The following is an 18,707-nucleotide window of genomic DNA, read 5'->3' on the forward strand; positions in this document are numbered from 1 at the left end:
AGAAGTCAACATTTTAGACTATCGTGATTTATACACGATTAGGCTTTTCCTTTTTAGCAATTATTTTTTGGCAGCTTCCGGCGGTCGGCGGCAGTCAGCGCATTAGTTGCTTTCTAGTAACGATATCCGGGCAGCTTCTGGCGGGCAACGATAGTCAACGCATCGGGTCGGCGCTCTGGCTTCGGCGATCTGACGATTGAATTCGAATAATTCTCTGTTAGATACCGCAATTAAATATATACTAGTGTCAAATGCAATCAATCCGTTAAAGGTGTGACGAAAGATGGCCTATATGGTCCCGGAGGTTATTCGGACGAGTGCCGCAGCGGGAGAACGTCTACTTTTTCGCACATTGGAAGAATACCTGCCAAGCGATTATATGGTGTATTACGAACCGGAGATCGAGGGGCGGAGGCTCGACTTCGTCATTATCGGACCTGATCTCGGACTGGTCGTGCTGGACGTGAAGGATTATACGCCGGCCGCGCTCCTCCAAGTCGAGCATGATCAATGGCAGCTGCATGGCGCGGCCGGCCGCGTGGAGATCGTGCGGAATCCGTACAACGAGGCGAGAGATAATGCGAGGTTTGTCTCGGAGCAGCTGAAGCAGGATGACCGGCTCATCCAGCCCGCGGGGGAAGCTTCGGGGCCAGCTCAAATTTGCGTGCGGCAACGGGACCGTATTTACGAGATTGAAGCAGGCAGACTTCATCAAGTATGACCTTTACGAGGCGATTGCCCCGGCGTTCGTGCTCTGTCGCGACGAGGTGGATCCGGAGGATGCGGCCTTTTCGGCAGATGTCCTGATCGAGAAAATACATGCGATGTTCACGGTGTGGAGCAGCAGCCGCTATTATCTGACGACGGCGGATATTCGGGCGATTCGCCAGCATCTGTTCGCCGAGGCGCGGATCAGCGCGGAGTTCAGGCAGCCGCCGGATGACCAGGATCAGCTGCTCCTCTCGCTTCGCTATATCAAGTCCACAGATTCGTATGCGGAAAATAGAGCCGGGCAATCGGGCGACGATCAGCGGAAAAGACGAGGGGCGGCGGGGAGCGGGAATGCGGCGAAACTGGCCGACCGGGCGCGGAAGCTTGCCAAGCAGTACCCGGACTGGAAGCTTCTCGTGCTCTCCCGCGATGCCGCGCGGTCGCTAACGCTCCAGCAGACGATCGAACGGCTGATGAACGAGCCGGAGGACCTGCTGGATCTCATCCGCCTCGAAGAGCAGAAGGCCGGCGCCGCCGCGGCGTCGAACATCGCGGTGTACGGCTTTCACGAGTGGTTGAGGGCGGTCCTGAATGCGCGGGTGACGGATATACCGATCCTGATCGGGAAGCTCGATCAGAATGAGGCGATTCTCCCCACGTACGACGCGATCCTGATCGACAACGTGCAGGATTTCGAGCCGGAATGGCTGAAGCTGCTGGGCCTCGTCTTGAACCCGGAGCCGCAGGGGAACCCGCTGGCGGGGGATCGGGCGCAGACCCATTCACTACGCGGCAGGCCCCGTATTCTCTCGATGAATTACCGCAACACGGCGCAGATCGCGCAGTTCGCGTGGGATTTTTACCAGCGGCATTCCGCTCTGCAGGATACGGTGAGAAGCGGTTCCGTCGACGGCGTAGACATCATCCCGCCCTACAGCACGCACCGCAAGGGGCCGGAGCCGGTCATTGCGCGATGCGATCGCTTTACCGATGAGATCAAGCGGGTGTGCGAACGGATCGCTTATTTGCGCGACGAGAAGAGCATTCCGTATGCCGACATGGCGATTCTGTACCGGGTGAAGGATAACTACCAGTTCTCCTACGTCGATACGATTCGCAGAGCGCTAACTGAGGCGGACATGACTTATTACTGGGCGACGGAAAACGAGGATGCGAAAAAGCGGCTGGAACGCGCTCACGATTCGATCAAGATCTCCACGATCGACGGCGCGAAGGAGCTGGATTTTAGAGCGGTCTTCGTCGTGAATGCCGACAGCATGCCGTTTCCGCTCGAGGAGTCGGAGGAGAAGGAAGTGTCGCTGCTCTACATCGCAATGACGCGGGCGCTCGACTGGTTGTTCCTCTCCTACAGCGGCGAATCGAAGTTTACGGCGTATCTGGACGAGGTGCTGGAGCAGCGGAGCAGGAAGGGGAAGGCTTCGAAGAAGATGGGTTGAGACAGGTTAAATATAGACGGTGTTAGGGCCCTCCATTCGTGGAGGGCTTTTCCACTTTCTCCAGCGGATGCTGATTCGAGGCTGCCTCTTTGGCTTCCTGCCTGGCAAGAAGTTGACGGAATGCTGTTTTTATTGATTTTGTTTTCTATCGCCGTTCTCCGGATTTCGTTATGCTTGGGTGGAAATTCGCCCGTAGTCGGCATTCATGCGGGGAAAAACTTCATGGGGGAGAGGAAGCACGGCGATGTTGAAACGAAAATTTGTAAGCGCTGTACTCGCTTTGGCGATGGCGCTTGGCGCGGTTGGGGTACCGGCGCCGGGGGTGTCGTTCGCGGAGACGGCAGGGCTGCAGCTCACGTTCGACCTGGGCGCGCAGGGCCAGACGATATCGAACAAGTTTTACGATCTGACAGTGTGGGATTTGAACGACCATTGGACGGAGGAGGCGGAGAGCCAGCCGGCCGACTTTTTCGCGGAGCGGTATCCGTTCATCGACCGCGTCCAGTTGATGACGGCGACAGGCGGCTGCTATGAGGGCTATGCAGGCTGCAGTACGAATCGCGATCTGTTCGTCGATCCTGCGGACCGGTCGAATCTGACGGACTACAAGTTCGACGCGCTGATCGAGGCGGCGGGCAATGTCGTTCGGCAGGGGCTGCGTCCGTATATCGTCACGGGCAACGTGCCGATGAAGTACAGCGCCCATCCCGCGATCGGCGGCTTCGGGGTGAACGTCAGCCCCCCGGACGACTACAACGTGTATTACGACTACATCAAGGCGCTGGCGGACGCGCTTGTGGCAGAGTTCGGCATCGACGAGGTGAAAACGTGGGATTGGGGCGTGCTGACGGAGTTCGAGAATCGCGATTGGTTCACCGACGGCGCGGTCGACCCTGCGGGGACGCGCAGCGCCTATTTTAAACTGTACGACTATACGGTGGCCGCGCTGCAGGCTGCGATCGGAGCGGACAACCTGACCGTGGGCGCGCATGCGATGGCCGTATCCCCTGGCATCTGGAGTCCGCTGGAGTTCATCGACCACGTCGCCAAAGGCGTCAACGCCAAGACGGGCGCGATCGGGACGCAGATCGATTTTATCAGCGGCTCGTTCTACGACCAGCGGCCTGGCGTGCCGGCGCCGTCCTCTAAGACGCTGGCGGATACGATCAACATGCTCCGCCTCCGCGCGCAGGAGAACGGACTGACGAACTTGAAGTTCGGCATCGACGAGGGGAGAATCCTGCAGGGGCCGGACGGCAAGGACCTGTATTCGCGCGTCGTCGGCCACAGCTTCCAGGCGTCCGCGGACGCCAGGCTGTTCAAGCAGTTGCACGATTGGAACGCGGATTACTTTTCGATGTGGGGCATGAACACGGAAGGCATCTGGGGCGGGGTCGATTCCGTCAGCGCCCACGTCGCCAATCTCGCTTACCGGATGGTCGGCGACAAACGGGTTAGCGCGCAAGTGTCCGGAACGCCGGCCGGCGCGGGCAACGAGGTCGACGGGATCGGCGGGTATGACGGCGCGGACAACAAGGTGCGTCTCATGCTTTATAACTACAACGCGAATATGAACGCAACCTCCGGCGAAGCGCCGGCGGTGACGATCCGCAATATCGCGCCGCTGTTGGGCAATACCGTCACCGTGAAGCAGTGGGTCGTCGACGATCAGCGCGCCAACTTCTGGCCGACGTGGTGGGAAGACCAGGCGAGTCGAGGGCTAAACGACGCCTCCTACAATGTCTGGTCCAAGTATTCCGTCGAGGTGCCGCACGCGCTCGTCGGCCAGGCGGATCGGGATTACTGGTACGACAGAGAGGAAGTTTATAAAAATCTGGCCACGCTGACGCCCACGACGACGACGGCGACGGTCAGCGGCGGCTCGCTCACGCTGCATCCGACGCTCGGCCATCACGGCGTCGTGTTCTACGAGATCGAGAATGCCGTAAGCACGGCCGAGCCGACCGTCGTTACGGACGATCTGAACGACTGGAGCAAGTCCGACACGCATAGCGCGGGGCTGACGTTCGATACGGGCAACGCCGCCCTGCTCGGGGACGACAGCCGGGTGATGCGCAGCAGTTCGTCCTTCCGTCCGGAAGGCGGCGAGACGGTCACCTATCATTATCCCGGCATGATCGGCGCGGCGGTGACGGGACTGTTCGCCACGAACGGAGAGCGCATCAGCGACTTTAAGCTGTACACGTCGCCGGACGGCGCGACATGGAGCCGGCAGCTCGGCTGGAACGGCCGGGATACGGCGATTAACGACGGGTTGTGGACGAAGCGCGAGTATCGTTTGGACACGGTACCGGCCGGGACGAATTACGTGAAAATCGAGTACCCGCCGGAGCAGGCCTTTTTCTACAGTCCGCAGTTGTCCAAGGTGGAACTCGTCTACGCGGCATGCGCCTGCGACGACGGCCTCTCGCATGTCGACGAGCTGGACGACTGGTCGATGGCGGACAGCCATAGCGAAGGGCTCCAGTTCGATACGGGCAACGGATCGCTGCTGGGCGACGGCAGCCGAGTCATGCGGTCGACGGCCGACCCGGGCAACGCCGATTACGTCGTTTACCGGTTCGACGAGATGACGAGCGCCCAAGTGACCGGCCTGTTCGCCTCGAACGACGAAGCGATCAGCGACTTCAAGTTTTATACGTCGAAGGACGGAGCCGACTGGACGGCGCATACGGCATTCGAGCATGCGGATACGCCGATTACGAGCCTGCTCTGGACGAGCCGCACGTATTCGCTGACGGACATTCCGGCAGGGAACGTCTATCTTAAAGTCGAGTTCCCGCTGGGCGGGAACAACTTCTGGAATCCGCAGCTGGGCCGGGTGGCCGTGCAGACGGCTCCGCCTGCGCCGGTTAACGTCACCGCGAGCGCGGACGGCATGGCGGCCGTTCAACTGAGCTGGGCGACGTCGCCGGGCGCCGGCGGCTACCAGGTGTACAGGGCTACTGGCGTCAATGGTCCGTATGTCAAGATCAACGCGGCTCCGGTGACCGCGACCGTGTATCGGGATACCGGTCTTGACGCGGGCACGACTTATTATTACAAAGTCGCAGCCGTGGGCAGCGCGGGAGAATCCTCGCCTTCGGCGCCGGTAAGCGCGACGACCGCGAGCACGGCAACGGTTACGCACGTGGACGAGCTGAACGACTGGAGCGTCGCTTACGCGCACACCGACGGGCTGGAATTCGATACGGGCAACGGCGGGGTGCTCGGAGACCCGAGCCGGCTCATGCGGTCTCAGACCCGAGAGGAGCCGGAGCAGTCCGTCGTCTACCAATTCGCGGGCATGTCCAAGGCCGTGATTAACGGGTTCTTCGCCTCCAATCAGGAGCAGATTTACGATTTTGCGTTTTCGACTTCGCCTGACGGAGAGACCTGGACGGCGTATGAAGACGCGGCCGTGCTCGATTCGCCGATCGCGAGCGTGCTGTGGACCAATCGCAAGTATACGCTTGGGGATTTGCCGCAGGGCACGGTTTATTTGAAAATCGCGTATCCGGAAAACGGCACCTTGTTCTGGAATCCGCAGCTCAGCAGAGTCGAAATTCAGGTGACCGAATACGGGGCGCCACCGGTGCCTGCGGGAGTGACGGTCGGCCAGAAAGGTACATCGGCGCTTGACGTCAGTTGGACGGCATCGGCCGGAGCAACCGGGTACAACGTATACCGGGCCGCCGATTCGACCGGTCCGTTCGAGAAGATCAATGACGCCTCTGTGGCGAATGTCGTCTACGGCGATACCGGCCTGTCGGCCGGCACGACTTATTACTATAAGGTGTCAGCGCTGGGTGCAGGCGGCGAATCCGGACTGTCGGCTGCGGCAGCGGGCACGACGGCTTCGGCGGAGGAGCCGGGTGGCGGCGATCCGAGCCCGAGCCCGAGTCCAAGTCCGAGTCCAAGTCCAAGTCCAAGCCCAAGCCCAAGCCCCGACCCGACGCCGAGTCCGGGATCTGGCGGCCAGACGTCGGGCGTGGGCGGTACCTCCGTGACTATCGGCAGCGGCAGATTAACGGCGGTGACGCGAGCGGACGAGAAGGGCGCAGTCGTATTCAAACTGTCCGAGGCGGACGTTCGCCAGGCGGCCGAATCGGCCAAGGTTGACGCAGGTACGCTGACGATCGATGCCAAGGTCGACGCGGTTGCCTCGCCGGCCGAGATTCGCCTCGAGATTCCGATCCGGGCATTGGTAGGCGAATCCGGTACCGGCGGCGTCAAGACGCTGAAGATTCAGGCGGGAGCAAGCGTCGTGACGATGGCCCTCGACAAGGCGCCGGGCTTGCTCGGCGAACCGTCGTCCTCGGGGCTGCTGATGCTGACTTTAAAGCGGGTCGACGCCTCGACGCTGCCGGATGGAACGAAGGAAAAGCTTGGCGACAATCCGGTGTATGACTTTGCGTTGACTGCGAACGGCAGCGCCGTCACCTCCTGGCAGCCGTCGGGGGGCGATTGCCGTATCGCTGGATTACAGCCTGGCGCAAGGGGCGCGGCCCGAGCAGGTCGTCGTCTGGTACTTGCCGGAAAACGGGTTGCCGCAAGCTGTGACGAACGCCAGTTACGATCCGGCGACGGGGCAAGTCACTTTCCGGCCTGGGCACTTCAGCCGCTTCGTCGTCGCTTACGCGGATGTCGGCTTTAATGATCTGCAAACGGCGCCTTGGGCGGAGACCTACATCCGCGCGCTGGCGGCGAAGGAGATCGTGCAAGGCAGCGGAGACGGCAGCTTCCAGCCGGATCGAACGGTCACGCGCGCAGAATTCGTGCAGATGCTCATGAAGGGGCTGGGTCTGATCGACGGCAGCGCCGCGAGCACGCTGAGCGACGTGAAGGAAGGTGCCTGGTATTACGCGGCGGCGGCCAGCGCCCAGACACTGGGCATCGTGCAGGGCCGCAGCGGCGGCAAGTTCGACGCGGCGGCGCCGATCACGCGGGAGGAGATGGCCGTCCTTGCGTACCGGGCGGCGCAGAAGGCGGGGGCGCTTGCGTCAACGGATGGCGCCGCTTCGCAGATCGGTTCATTTATCGATCAGGCGTCGATCTCGTCCTTCGCCGTGCAAGCGATCGCGGTCATGCGACAAGCCGGCGTCATCGACGGAATGAGCGACGGCCGCTTCCAGCCGAAGTCGACCGCGACCCGCGCCGAGTCCGCTGCGATCATTCAGAGACTGCTTTTCCTGCCGCAATAAGAAATCGACAGATGCCGTGCCCGCAAGCGCGGTATCTGTATTTCTTCATTAATAAAGCGGGCTATTTTGTGCCGCCGGATTATGTGTCCGGGCATAGCGGAACTTCTTTCCGCTAAGCCGGGTCGGCGAGCGGGTGTGCGAAGCGATAGCGGAACTAATTTCCTTTAATGCGGTGTGGCGCGATGATGTAAATTAGTCTGTGTACCAGCATCTGGCGTCTAGGCAGCATGCAAAAAAAGTAGGGTATCCTCGGGATTGCGACACCACCAAGGAGGGACCCTACTCGATGACTAATGTACCCCAAAATGCGTATAACGATCTACTGGATAATGCTGTAACGCAACTGATTAAAGACAAACTCGAGCTACTGTTGCGTGAAGAAATCAAAAACTTTATGGAAGTCGAACAGTCCGAGAACACCCGTAACTTCCGTAACGGTTATTATGAACGCACCTACGATACCTGTTATGGCAAGATCGATGATCTTCGTGTACCTCGCGACCGCAACGGTGAGTTCCATACCCAGCTCTTCGAGCCCTATCAGCGCCGCGAGGGGCTGGCTCGAAGAGGCAGTCATCCAGATGTATAAGGGTGGCATGAGCACGCGTGAGGTCGCTAAGTTTATCGAGAGCATGTACGGCGCGCAGTACTCGCCCACTACCGTCAGCAACATCACACGGACCGTCATGGAGGACATCGAGGCTTGGCAGAAGCGTCCGCTTGAGAGGCGTTACTCCGTGATTGATTTGGATGGCCTCTACGTGAAATTGCGACGCAACACCGTAAGCAGCGAGGTCGTCTACCTGGCCATGGGCATCGATGAAAAAGGTTACCGGCAGATCCTGGGCTTTTACGTCGGCGGTCACGAGAGCTCAAACGGCTGGCGTGAGGTGTTAAAGGATTTAAAACAACGGGGAGCAACGGATGTGCTGGTTGGTGCTTTCGACGGTCTGCCAGGGCTCGAAGAAGCATTCCGCGAGATCTATCCGAAAGCCGATGTCCAGCACTGCATCGTGCACAAAGTCCGTGCCACGTTCCCTAAAATCCGGGTTGCCGACAAAACCGAATTCTTGGGCGATCTTAAGCTGGTCTACACGGCGTTGGATGGAGAGGTCGCAAGGGCCGTGTTTGACGGGTTTAAGGCGAAGTGGAGTAAGCAGTATCCCAAAGAAGTGAAGAGTTGGGAAGAGCAGTTGCCGACGCTGCTGACTTTCTACAAATATCCACAGCTCACTTGGGCGGCCATCTACACCACCAATGCCATTGAACGAACCAACAAAGAACTGCGCAAACGTCTACGACCCATGAACAGCCTAACAAACATTGAAGCGGCAGAGAAGATCATCTACCTGCAAGCCACGGATTATAACGAGCAATGGTACGGTAGAGCGATCCGAGGCTTTAGTGATCCTGAGACGAAGGCTGTCTTCGAGAAGATGTACAAGGAAAGATACGGGAGCAACGAGTAAAGCCTCCCGCGCCTTCGCTTGAGCGATGCACCTTTGCAGAACAACTTCATACCGGGCACAGTTCCCGATGGATAATCTTACTACACAGACCACTTGACACTACCTGTGGCGCGGGGGCAATCGGTGCAATAGCGGAACTGTTTTCCGCTATGATGGGTCGGCAAGCGGTTCTGCGAAGCGATAGCGGAACTAATTTCCTTTAATGTGCTACGGCGAGGGGGGGGGGATGGGCGCGATAGCGGAACTCATTTCCGCTAAGCCGGGTCGGCGAGCGGGTGTGCGAAGCGATAGCGGAACTAATTTCCTTTAATGTAGCTGGCCGCCGCCGGACTTTCGAAACCCTACTCAAGTTATGGAGCTTCATTAACATCTTTTTTACGAGGAGCGCTGTGCATGAAAATCCGGATCAAAGCCTTGTTAAGCTGCCTGATCGCCGCCTCGGTCGCAGTCGGCGCCGTATCGCTGCCCGCATCTGCCGATGCGGCTTACCAAGTCACGGTGGACGCGTCGGTTCAGAGCGATACGCTGCTAGACACGTTTAACACGCTAAACAGCTGGTTTTACAAAAGCGACTGGACTTCCGCCGCGTCCGGCCAGCCCAACGGCTATTTTGCCGACAACTATCCGTTCGTTCAATACGTGCGTCTGTTCGCGGCGACGGGCGGCTGCTATGCGGGGTACGCGGGCTGCAACGACCGGGACTTGTTCGTGGATCCGGCCAACGCGTCGACGATGACCGATTACAAATTCGACGACTTGAAGGCGGCGATCCAGAACGTGCTGAACAAGGGGCTGAAACCCTACATCGTCACCGGCAACGTGCCGCTCAAGTATTCGACGTCGCCGAATATCGGCGGCTTTAACGTCAACACGAGGCCGCCGGCCGACTATACGGTCTACTACAACTACATCAAGGCGCTGGCGAATTCGCTGGTCTCGCAATTCGGCGCGCAGGAGATGAAGTCGTGGCGGTGGGGCGTACTGTCGGAGTACGAGAATCCCGATTGGTTCTGGGACGGAACCGGCTCGCCGAACGCGGCGGCTTCCCGCACGGCTTACTTCAAGCTGTACGACTATACGGTCGCCGCGCTTCAAGACGCCGTCGGGGCCGGCAATCTGATCGTCGGCGCGCATGCGATGGCCGTGACGCCGGGCCTTTGGGATCCCCGCGACCTGATCGATCACTGCGCGACCGGGACCAACTACAAGACCGGGGCAACCGGCACGCAGATTAATTTCATCACCGCATCCTATTACGACCAGTCGCCCGGCAATTATACCGCCAACTCGCTGCCGACAGTCATCGCAAGCTTGCGCGATCGCGCGATAACGCAGGGTCTGACGAATCTGCAGGTCGGCGTGGACGAAGGCTGGTTTCTGACGGACAGCGGCGGCAAGGACTTGTATTCGCGGTCGACGGGAACCGGGTATCAAGGCGCTTACTTGGCTAAAAAAAATCAAAGAGACCGTCGACAACGGCATCGACTGGTTTTCGGTGTGGGCGCTTAATGCGAACGGCGTATGGGGAGGCGCGAGCGTACCCACCATATCGACCAACGTCATCTCGCTTGCCCACAAGCTGGCGGGAGACCGAAGAGCCGGTCTCTCCATCGGCGGCAGCGCGACGAACGCCGGCAATTACATCGACGGGTATGCCGGCTACAACGACGCGACCAAGACGCTGCGCATCTTTTTGCACAATTATAATCCGAATCCGGCGGCGACGAGCGGAGAGACGTTCACGCTCGGCATCAACCAGATCGCGCCCGTCGCGGGCAGTACCGTCAATGTGCGGAGCTGGACCGTGGACGACACCCATGCGAACTATTGGCCGCAGTGGTGGAGCGACAAGGGCTCGACGCTGTCGTCGGCCGACTACGGCGGATGGTCGCCGCAGACGGTCGAGGCTTCGGCGACGCTGACGAATGCGGCCGCGAGAACGTATTGGAACAGCAGGCTCGGCACCTATCAGACGCTGGCTGCGTTGACCGCCTCTTCGACTTCGGCCGTCACGGTCGCAGGCAATGCCATCTCGTTGTCCCCCGTGCTGAATCGGCACGGCGTCGTCCTGTACGAGATTACGAACGTCGCGAGTCTCTCCAATACCGTCACGGCGACGGACGAAGTCAACGATTATACGAAAATGGACAGCCATAGCGCAGGCCTGTTTTTCGACAGCTTAAACGTCTCCGCGCTCGGAGATACGAGACGGCTGGCGCGCACGGGAACGGGGACGACGCCGGAGTATGTCGTCTACCGGTACGACAATGCCAAAGGCATGGCGTTGACGGGATTGTTCGATACGTCCGCGGAGCCGATCAGCAACTTCAAGGTCTATTCGTCGCCGAGCGGGGGGAGCGGGAACGTGGACGCTGCAGAGCGGCTATACGACGGCCGACACGCCGATCAACGGCAATTTGTGGACGAAGCGCGACTACAACTGGGCTTCGCTGCCCGCCGGCACCAACTATATCAAGATTGAATTTCCGACGGGCGGCACGTTGAACTGGAATCCGCAGCTCAGCCGTGTATCGGTGAGGTATACGCCGACGGCGGACACCGATCATCTGAATGATTGGAGCAAAGTCACCACCCGCAGCGCCGGACTTGCGTTCGATACGTCCAATGCCACCGCGCTTGGCGATGCCAGCCGGGCGATGCGAACCGGCACTAGCGCGGGTACTGCCGAATACATCACCTACCATCGCAGTCACGTGAACGAGGTGCAGGCCGTCGGCCTGTTCGCCACCGATCAAGAGGCGATTCGCGATTTTAACTTCTACGCTTCGCGGGACGGCCAGGTCTGGCTGCCCGTGCGAGCCGACTACGCCGACGCGCCGATCAATGGCGGCTTGTGGACGAAGCGAACGTACCGGCTGCCGCCCGAGCGGATCCCGTCAGGCACGAACTACGTCAAGGTCGAATATCCGGTCGGCGGGTCGCTGAGCTGGAATCCGCAGCTGAGCCAGGTCACGATTACGCAGTAGCTTTAGGCGCACGCGATAGGCGCGAAAGGAAAGGCCCCCTGTCTCTGGCAGGCGTCGATGACGCGCGCCGGGAGGCAGGGGGGCTGATTGTGACTTGGGAGGCTAGTCACCCAAAGTATGCACGTAGATCGACACTTGTGCTGGTTCGCGGGGCTAGACGGCCAAAGTATGCACGTTGATCGACACTTGAGTGGGCTCGGCAGGCTAGTCGCCCAAAGTGTGCACGTAGATCGACACACAAGTTGGTTTGCGGGGGTGGATGGCCAAAGTATGCACGTAGCTCGATACTTGGGCGGGTTCGCGAGGCTAGACGTCCAAAGTATGCACGTAGATCGACACTTGGGCGGGCTCGCAAGGTTAAACGCCTAAAGTATGAACATAGATCTATACTTGGGCGGGCTCGCGGGGCTAGACGGCGGAAGTACACACGTAGAACCACAAACGAGCCTGCGATAAGCGCATTCGGGCACTATCGCGCCCCGACCTGCCGGCGCATCGCCCGCGATAAGCGCATTGGGGCACTATCTCGCCCCGATTTGCCCGCGCATCGCCTGCGATAAGCGCATTCGGGCACTAACACACCCCGACCTGTCCGCGCATCGCCTGCGATAAGCGCATTGGGGCACTATCGCGCCCCGACCTGCCGGCGCATCGCCTGCGATAAGCGCATTCTGGCGCTATCTCGCCCCGATTAGCCCGTGCATCGCCTGCGATAAGCGCATTCGGGCACTAACGCGCCCCGATCTGCCCGCGCATCGCCTGCGATAAGCGCATTCGGGCACTAACGCACCCCGATCTGCCCGCGCATCGCCTGCGATAAGCGCATTCGGGCACTATCCCGCCCCGATTTGCCCGTACAGTGCCTGCGATAAGCGCATTTGGGCGCTATCTCGCCCCGACTTGCCCATGCATCGCCTGCGATAAGCGCATTCGGGCGCTATCTCGCCCCGATTAGCCCGTGCATCGCCTGCGATAAGCGCATTCGGGCACTAACGCGCCCCGATCTGCCCGCGCATCGCCTGCGATAAGCGCATTCGGGCACTAACGCGCCCCGATCTGCCCGTGCATCGCCTGCGATAAGCGCATTCGGGCGCTATCTCGCCCCGATTAGCCCGTGCATCGCCTGCGATAAGCGCATTCGGGCACTAACGCGCCCCGTCCTGCCCGCGCATCGCCTGCGATAAGCGCATTCGGGCACTATCCCGCCCCGACCTGTCCGTGCATCGCCCTCACTCCTTCACCGCCCCAAGCACCATCCCCTTCACGAAGTACTTTTGCAGGAACGGGTAGACCAGCAGGATCGGGATCGCGCCGATGAAGATTTGCGAGGCTTTGACGGTTTCGTTGGAGATGAGCTTGACGTCCTCGGGCCGCATGTTGATCTTGCTGAAGTCCTCGGTGACGACGATTGTCTGCAACAGCGTGCTGAGCGGCCATTTTTGCGCGTCGGTGAGGTAGATCATGCCGTCGAACCACGAGTTCCAGTGGGCGACCATCGTGAAGAGCGAGAGCGTCGCCAGCGAGGGCATCGAGACCGGTAAATAAATGTACCACAGCGTCTTGATGTGGTTGGCCCCGTCGATGAGCGCCGCTTCCTCCAGCTCCCGAGGCACCGTCTTGAAGAAGTTAAGCAGCAGCACCATGTTCCACGCCGATACCGCGCCGGGCAGCACGAGCGCCCAGATGGAGTTCATGAGATGCATTTTCTGAATGACCATATAAGTAGGAATGAGGCCGCCGTTGAACAGCATCGTGAACACGAAAAACCAGGTGTACATCGTCCGCCCGCGGAACCGCGCGTTCATCTTGGACAGCGGGTAGGCGGTCAGGACGGTGACGGCCATGCCGATGACGGTGCCGAGCAGCACCCGCTCGATCGAGACGACGATCGACTTCAGGAAGTTCGGATTCGAGAATGTCTGTTTGTACGCGTCGGTGTTGAAGCCGATCGGCCACAGGCCGACCGCCTGCGCGTTGGCCGGTTCCTTGGCGCTGAACGAGACTGCGAGAATATGGATGAGCGGCAGCACGCAGGCAATGGAGGCGACAAGCAGAAAGGCAAAGTTGCAAATATAGAAAAGGCGATATTTTCTGGATTTATAATACATCGTCGCTCGGCCCCTCTTGGTTTAAAATATGCGGTAGTTGGCGAATTTGAAGGCCATCCGGTACGCGACCACGATGAGCACGAAGCTGATCAGCGCCTTGAACATGCCGACGGCCGCGCCGAAGCTGAACTGCGTCTGAAGCAGGCCGACCCGGTAGGCGAACGTATCGATGATGTCGCCTTTATCGTAGACGAGCGCGTTATACAGGTTAAAAATCTGGTCGAAGCCGGCGTTCAAAATGCTGCCGAGCGAGAGGGTGCCCAGTACGATCACGATCGGGGTCACGGCGGGGATCGTCACGTACAGCGTCTGCTGCCAGCGTCCCGCGCCGTCCATCTCGGCCGCTTCGTACAAGGACGGATTGACCGCCGTCAGCGCGGCCAGGAACAAGATCGTGCCGAAGCCGAATTCCTTCCAGATGTCGCTGACCACGACGGTAAAACGGAACCAGTCGCCGTCCGCCAGAAACGGCACGGGCTCGATGCCGAACAGCGAAGACAGAAGTTGGTTGACGGGGCCGCTGTTGCCGAGCAGATTGATCAGAATGCCGCCCAGGATGACCCATGACATGAAGTGGGGCAAATAGACGAGTGTCTGCACGAGCCGCTTGAAAAACATATGGCGCAGCTCGTTCAGCAGCAGCGCGAACACGAACGGCACGAGCAGGCCGAACACGATCTTGAGGCAGGCGATCGCGAAGGTGTTGCGGATGACCTGCACGCTGTCTTCTCTGGACAGCATCAGGCGGAAGTGGTCGAGCCCGACCCAGGGCGAATGAATGAACCCCAGCCAGGGCTTGAAGTCCTGGAAGGCGATGACCAGGCCGAGCATCGGCAAATAAAGGAAGACGACGGCGAGCACGATTCCGGGCACGAGCATCGCGTGGAGCTGCCACGTCTGCCGGGAATCCAAGAGAGATTTGATCAAATTCAATGGACGTTCCTCCTGCGCGGAAAAATTTACGGTAGCGGAATTTCGAACGGAATTTCGGTTCGGACGAACATCGGGCGGCGGTCTGCGGGCGGCATAAATTCATTGTAAAAGAGACGTTTTTTCCCCGATACGCCAATCTCTCAACAAAAAAAGCACTCTCTCAACTTTGTGCGGCGGCCGCCCGTTCATGTTGACGAATTGCTATTTTTCTTGAATTTGTTTTCTATTTTCGCCGAAGTTTTTCCGATATGCTGAGTTTGCAAAATCAAATACACGGGAGGTCCACACATGAACGTACGCAACAAACGGATCGCGGCCACGCTGGCGCCGGCGCTTCTGGTATCGATACTGGCCGCATGCTCCGGCAATGCGAACAACAATGCCGGCAGCACGGCGTCTCCGGCCGCATCCACCGCCGCCTCGACGGCAAGCGCAAGCGCTTCCGAGCCGGCAGCGAAGGAGACCGCGCCTTTCCAGAACGGCAAATACGATCCGCCGATCTCGATCAACACCGTTATTCCGATCAGCGACGACATCCAGTACTTCAACGGCGAGACCGCGGAAAAAAATATTTTGTTCGATAAAGTGAAGGCGAATCTGGGGCTGGACATCAAGGTGCTCTGGACGGCGCCGACGAAAAACGAAGGCTTCAAGACGAAAATGCTGCTGTCGCTGTCGTCGGGCGAGAAGCTGCCCGACGTCATCAACACGATGGGCGACACCGATCTGACCAACCAACTGATCGATTCGGGCAAGTTCATGGATCTGACGGACGCGATCGCGCAGTACGCCACGGACGACGTCAAGCGCGTGTACGACGCCAATCCGGACCTGTTCTACTCCGTCACCCGCAACGGCCGCATCATGGCGCTGCCGATTCCGTCCTTCGGCCCGAACGGCTCGCCGGTTATGTACGTCCGCCAGGACTGGCTGGACAAGCTCGGGCTCAAGGCGCCGACGACGATCGACGAGCTGGAGAAGGTGCTGGACGCCTTCACGAACCAGGACCCGGACGGCAACGGCAAGAAGGATACGGTCGGGCTGGCGCTTCAGCTTAAGAACCTGTCGGGCGACATCTTTGCCGACACGACGGCGCTGTTCGGCGCGTTCGGCGCCATTCCGAACAACTGGAGACCGGCAGCCGACGGACAATCGCTCGTCTACGATCCGGTGCAGCCGCAGATGAAGAGCGCGATCGCCGAACTGCGCGACTGGATGGCCAAGGGCTACATTTCCAAGGACGCGCCGCAGCAGGACGGCGCCACGGCGACGGGCCTGTTCACCTCCGGCAAGGCGGGCGTCGTGTTCGGACCGAACTGGTTCCCTTATTTCCCGCTGCCCGACCTGGAGAAGAACGTCAAGGGCGCGACGTACAAGGTGTACCCGGTGCCGACCGGTCCGGACGGCGAAGCCGGCAGGCGCGCGTTCCCGCTGGTCGGGGCGACGATTCTGATCAACAAAAATTACGAGCATCCCGACGCCGTGTTCAAGTACGCCCAGGCGATGTACGAGTTCGCCCGAGATAGCGGCATCTGGGACATGACGCGCGACAGCCTGATCGACCAAGGCTACGCGGCGCAGGGCAGCTTCTTCCACGTGGCTAAGTACGGCTTCATGCCCAACTATTTCGTCGATCCGTGGGAGCAGGTCGACGGCTATCTCGACTACATGGCGCAAGGCAAGCCGGGCCGGACGGACAGCGAACAGGAGAGCTTCGACGCCTGCAAGAACAATCCGCTCTGCATCGACGGCCAGATCGAGGCGATGAAGGCTTGGAAAACGCAGCAGGACGCCGACACGATGAACGCCTTCGTCGGTCCGACGACCGATACGCAGAAGACGCAGGGCGACTTCCTCGGCAAGCTGGAATACGAGACGATCGTCAAGATCATTTTCGGCACGAGTCCGCTGGAGGAGTTCGATACGTTCGTCGCCAAGTGGAAGTCCGGCGGCGGGGACAAGATCACGCAGGAAGTGAACGACTGGTACGCGAAGAACGTGCTTAAAAAGTAACGGGGCGGGCAAGCGGAGGCGGGATCGTCCGTCTCTCTTGTCCGTTTTTCCGGCACCGCTCATAATAGAATGCAAAAGCGCGGATGAGGCGATCCTCCATGGTCAAAATGAACAGCTTCGCGAAAGTAAACATCTTGATTCTCATTTTGCTGGTGCCGCTGCTGACCCTGTACATGATCTCCAACCGAACGAGCGTCTCCGTGCTGGAGCGGCATATCCGCGAATCCCAGATGGACCGGCTGAATTACTTGTACAAGCAGCTGGACAACAACGTCAATCAGCTGTCGATGATGGCGAACATGCTGCTGCGCGATCCGACCGTGAAGGAATTCCGGGACATGGAGCTGTACGAGAACGACATGAACTATAACGCGCTGAAAACGGTGCAGACGATCAGTCAGAAGCTGATGCTGCAAAGCGTTGCGAATGCGTTTACCAACTCGGTCGTCATCTACGCGCCGAAGATCGGCAAGGCGGTCGGTCAGTCGTCGCTCGTCTACTACGATGCGGGAGATATCGCGCAGCGGGCCTTGCCGGATTGGCGGTACGACGCGGCGCGGGACCGATTCGTCATGTATGCCTTCGATCCGATCAGCGAGCGGGGGGCTTGCGGAGAATGCCCGACTGATCGTCGAGGTCGGCTTCACGGCCGACAATATCGTCAAGCTGCTCGACAACAACGACCGCGCGCAGAGCGGGGGCGGGACGTTCCTGCTCGATCCTGGGAGGACGGCGTCGATTGTGCCTGTCGGCTCGGCGTCCATGGCCGATCGGTTGAAGGCCGAACTGGGCGGCAAGACGATCCAGAGCCGGGGCTACGATACGATCGAGATCGACGATGTGGGGTATTTCGTCAACTACATGCAGTCGGAGAAGCTAGGCTGGTACCTGGTCGACTATGTGCCGGTGCAGGATATTCTCACGCCCATTACCGATTCGCGCCGTTATTTCATTTTATTTGCCTCCATCCTGCTCGTCGTGAGCCTGCTCATCTCCTACGTGCTGTACCAGAACATCCGCAGGCCCATCAAGGCGCTCATCCGCGGCGTTCAGCAGCTGAAGAAGGGCAACTATGCCGCGCGGATCCCGGTTAAGGGCGACAACGAATTCACCTTCCTGTTCCACAAGTTCAACGACATGGCCCAGGAGATCGACCTGCTCGTAGGAAAAGTTTACGCCGAGCAGCTCCGCTCGCGCGAAGCGACGCTCAAGCAGCTGCAATCGCAGATCAATCCGCACTTTCTGTACAATTGCCTGGCCTTTATGAAGAGCATGGCCGTGCTGGAGGAGAAGGAAGCGATCATCGCCATGTCCGTCAGCTTGAGCAAATATTACAGGTATACGACGCGCAACGAGCAGCAGCTCGTCTCCGTGCGGGAAGAGATGGCGCTGGTCGAGAACTACTTGCGCATTCAAGGGCTTCAGATGAAGCGGCTCAGCGTATCGATCGAGCTGCCGGATGCGCTGCTGGACAAGCAGATCCCGCGGCTGCTCATCCAGCCGGTCGTCGAGAACGCGATCGTGCACGGCATTGAGCCGTGCGAGACGGCGGGAAGGATCGTCATCCGGGGGGAGCTCGGCGGACGGGGAGAACACGATTGTCGTCGAGGACGACGGAACTGGGCTGACGGAGGAAGCGCGAAGCGCGCTGTCCCGCAAGATCAACCTGCCGCTCACGGACGAGATCGGCTGCGGCTTGTGGAACGTGCATCAGCGGCTCGGTTACCAGTTCGGCGACCGGTCGGGCTTGCGGTTCGAAGCCTCCGCGGCCGGCGGGCTGACGACCATTCTGCATTGGCATGACAGCGTAGAGGAGTGAAGCGGG

Annotated in this window: 12 protein-coding genes and 1 pseudogene; 11 read left to right on the forward strand and 2 right to left on the reverse strand. The window is 59.6% G+C overall.

Translation table 11 applies throughout. The annotated features are described in order from the left end of the window. Nucleotides 1-283: 283 nt before the first annotated feature. From OMP40_RS40145 to OMP40_RS15610, 8 genes and pseudogenes are all read left to right on the forward strand, one after another. Nucleotides 284-721, forward strand: coding sequence for an NERD domain-containing protein (locus OMP40_RS40145; RefSeq protein WP_338131126.1), 438 nt, complete (start codon nt 284-286; stop codon nt 719-721). Continuing rightward, on the forward strand, nt 693-2,168 hold the full coding sequence (locus tag OMP40_RS15580; protein ID WP_338131127.1) for a 3'-5' exonuclease: 1,476 nt from the start codon (nt 693-695) through the stop codon (nt 2,166-2,168). Before OMP40_RS40145 ends, OMP40_RS15580 begins: the two co-directional genes overlap by 29 nt. 244 nt (nt 2,169-2,412) lie before the next feature. Then, nucleotides 2,413-6,825, forward strand: a complete 4,413-nt coding sequence (locus OMP40_RS15585; protein ID WP_277532579.1) for a fibronectin type III domain-containing protein — start codon at nt 2,413-2,415, stop codon at nt 6,823-6,825. Further along, a complete protein-coding gene (locus tag OMP40_RS15590; RefSeq protein ID WP_277532580.1) occupies nt 6,728-7,372 on the forward strand; it encodes an S-layer homology domain-containing protein in 645 nt (214 codons plus the stop codon). The genes OMP40_RS15585 and OMP40_RS15590 overlap by 98 nt, the downstream gene beginning before the upstream one ends. A gap of 286 nt (nt 7,373-7,658) precedes the next feature. Then, a pseudogene (locus OMP40_RS15595) lies at nt 7,659-8,841 on the forward strand (IS256 family transposase). A gap of 393 nt (nt 8,842-9,234) precedes the next feature. Beyond that, nucleotides 9,235-10,350, forward strand: a complete 1,116-nt coding sequence (locus OMP40_RS15600) for a GH39 family glycosyl hydrolase (protein ID WP_277532582.1) — start codon at nt 9,235-9,237, stop codon at nt 10,348-10,350. Then, complete coding sequence (locus tag OMP40_RS15605) at nt 10,337-11,323, forward strand: hypothetical protein (RefSeq protein ID WP_277532583.1); 987 nt, start codon at nt 10,337-10,339, stop codon at nt 11,321-11,323. The genes OMP40_RS15600 and OMP40_RS15605 overlap by 14 nt, the downstream gene beginning before the upstream one ends. Then, the gene (locus tag OMP40_RS15610) at nt 11,259-11,828 is read left to right on the forward strand and encodes a hypothetical protein (RefSeq protein WP_277532585.1); all 570 of its coding nucleotides are present in this window, start codon (nt 11,259-11,261) and stop codon (nt 11,826-11,828) included. The genes OMP40_RS15605 and OMP40_RS15610 overlap by 65 nt, the downstream gene beginning before the upstream one ends. 1,229 nt (nt 11,829-13,057) lie before the next feature. Here the strand turns inward: OMP40_RS15610 and OMP40_RS15615 are convergent. Beyond that, nucleotides 13,058-13,936 carry a carbohydrate ABC transporter permease gene (locus OMP40_RS15615; protein ID WP_277532587.1) on the reverse strand — a complete coding sequence of 293 codons (879 nt, stop codon included), beginning with the start codon at nt 13,934-13,936 and terminating at the stop codon, nt 13,058-13,060. Nucleotides 13,937-13,957: 21 nt separating this feature from the next. Further along, nucleotides 13,958-14,815, reverse strand: coding sequence for an ABC transporter permease (locus OMP40_RS15620; protein ID WP_277533219.1), 858 nt, complete (start codon nt 14,813-14,815; stop codon nt 13,958-13,960). Between the two features lie 342 nt (nt 14,816-15,157). Between OMP40_RS15620 and OMP40_RS15625 the strand changes: the two genes are divergently transcribed. The 3 genes from OMP40_RS15625 to OMP40_RS15635 all read left to right on the forward strand — a co-directional run bounded on the left by OMP40_RS15625 (nt 15,158) and on the right by OMP40_RS15635 (nt 18,685). Further along, nucleotides 15,158-16,882 carry a type 2 periplasmic-binding domain-containing protein gene (locus tag OMP40_RS15625; protein WP_277532588.1) on the forward strand — a complete coding sequence of 575 codons (1,725 nt, stop codon included), beginning with the start codon at nt 15,158-15,160 and terminating at the stop codon, nt 16,880-16,882. Nucleotides 16,883-16,980: 98 nt separating this feature from the next. Beyond that, a complete protein-coding gene (locus OMP40_RS15630) occupies nt 16,981-17,976 on the forward strand; it encodes a hypothetical protein (RefSeq protein ID WP_277532590.1) in 996 nt (331 codons plus the stop codon). Further along, on the forward strand, nt 17,882-18,685 hold the full coding sequence (locus tag OMP40_RS15635) for a sensor histidine kinase (protein WP_277533221.1): 804 nt from the start codon (nt 17,882-17,884) through the stop codon (nt 18,683-18,685). The genes OMP40_RS15630 and OMP40_RS15635 overlap by 95 nt, the downstream gene beginning before the upstream one ends. The last annotated feature ends 22 nt before the right edge of the window (nt 18,686-18,707 follow it).

It is taken from the genome of Cohnella rhizosphaerae (assembly GCF_029525575.1).
Classification (GTDB): Bacteria; Bacillota; Bacilli; order Paenibacillales; family Paenibacillaceae; genus Cohnella; species Cohnella rhizosphaerae.

What these genes read in the sequence shown, in the direction of transcription:
- OMP40_RS15630 (WP_277532590.1), top strand. Translation starts at nt 16,981, where the DNA reads ATGGTCAAAATGAACAGCTTCGCGAAAGTAAACATCTTGATTCTCATT.
- OMP40_RS15620 (WP_277533219.1), bottom strand. Translation starts at nt 14,815, where the DNA reads ATGCTCGTGCCCGGAATCGTGCTCGCCGTCGTCTTCCTTTATTTGCCG.
- OMP40_RS15615 (WP_277532587.1), bottom strand. Translation starts at nt 13,936, where the DNA reads ATGTATTATAAATCCAGAAAATATCGCCTTTTCTATATTTGCAACTTT.
- OMP40_RS40145 (WP_338131126.1), top strand. Translation starts at nt 284, where the DNA reads ATGGCCTATATGGTCCCGGAGGTTATTCGGACGAGTGCCGCAGCGGGA.
- OMP40_RS15585 (WP_277532579.1), top strand. Translation starts at nt 2,413, where the DNA reads ATGTTGAAACGAAAATTTGTAAGCGCTGTACTCGCTTTGGCGATGGCG.
- OMP40_RS15600 (WP_277532582.1), top strand. Translation starts at nt 9,235, where the DNA reads ATGAAAATCCGGATCAAAGCCTTGTTAAGCTGCCTGATCGCCGCCTCG.
- OMP40_RS15625 (WP_277532588.1), top strand. Translation starts at nt 15,158, where the DNA reads ATGAACGTACGCAACAAACGGATCGCGGCCACGCTGGCGCCGGCGCTT.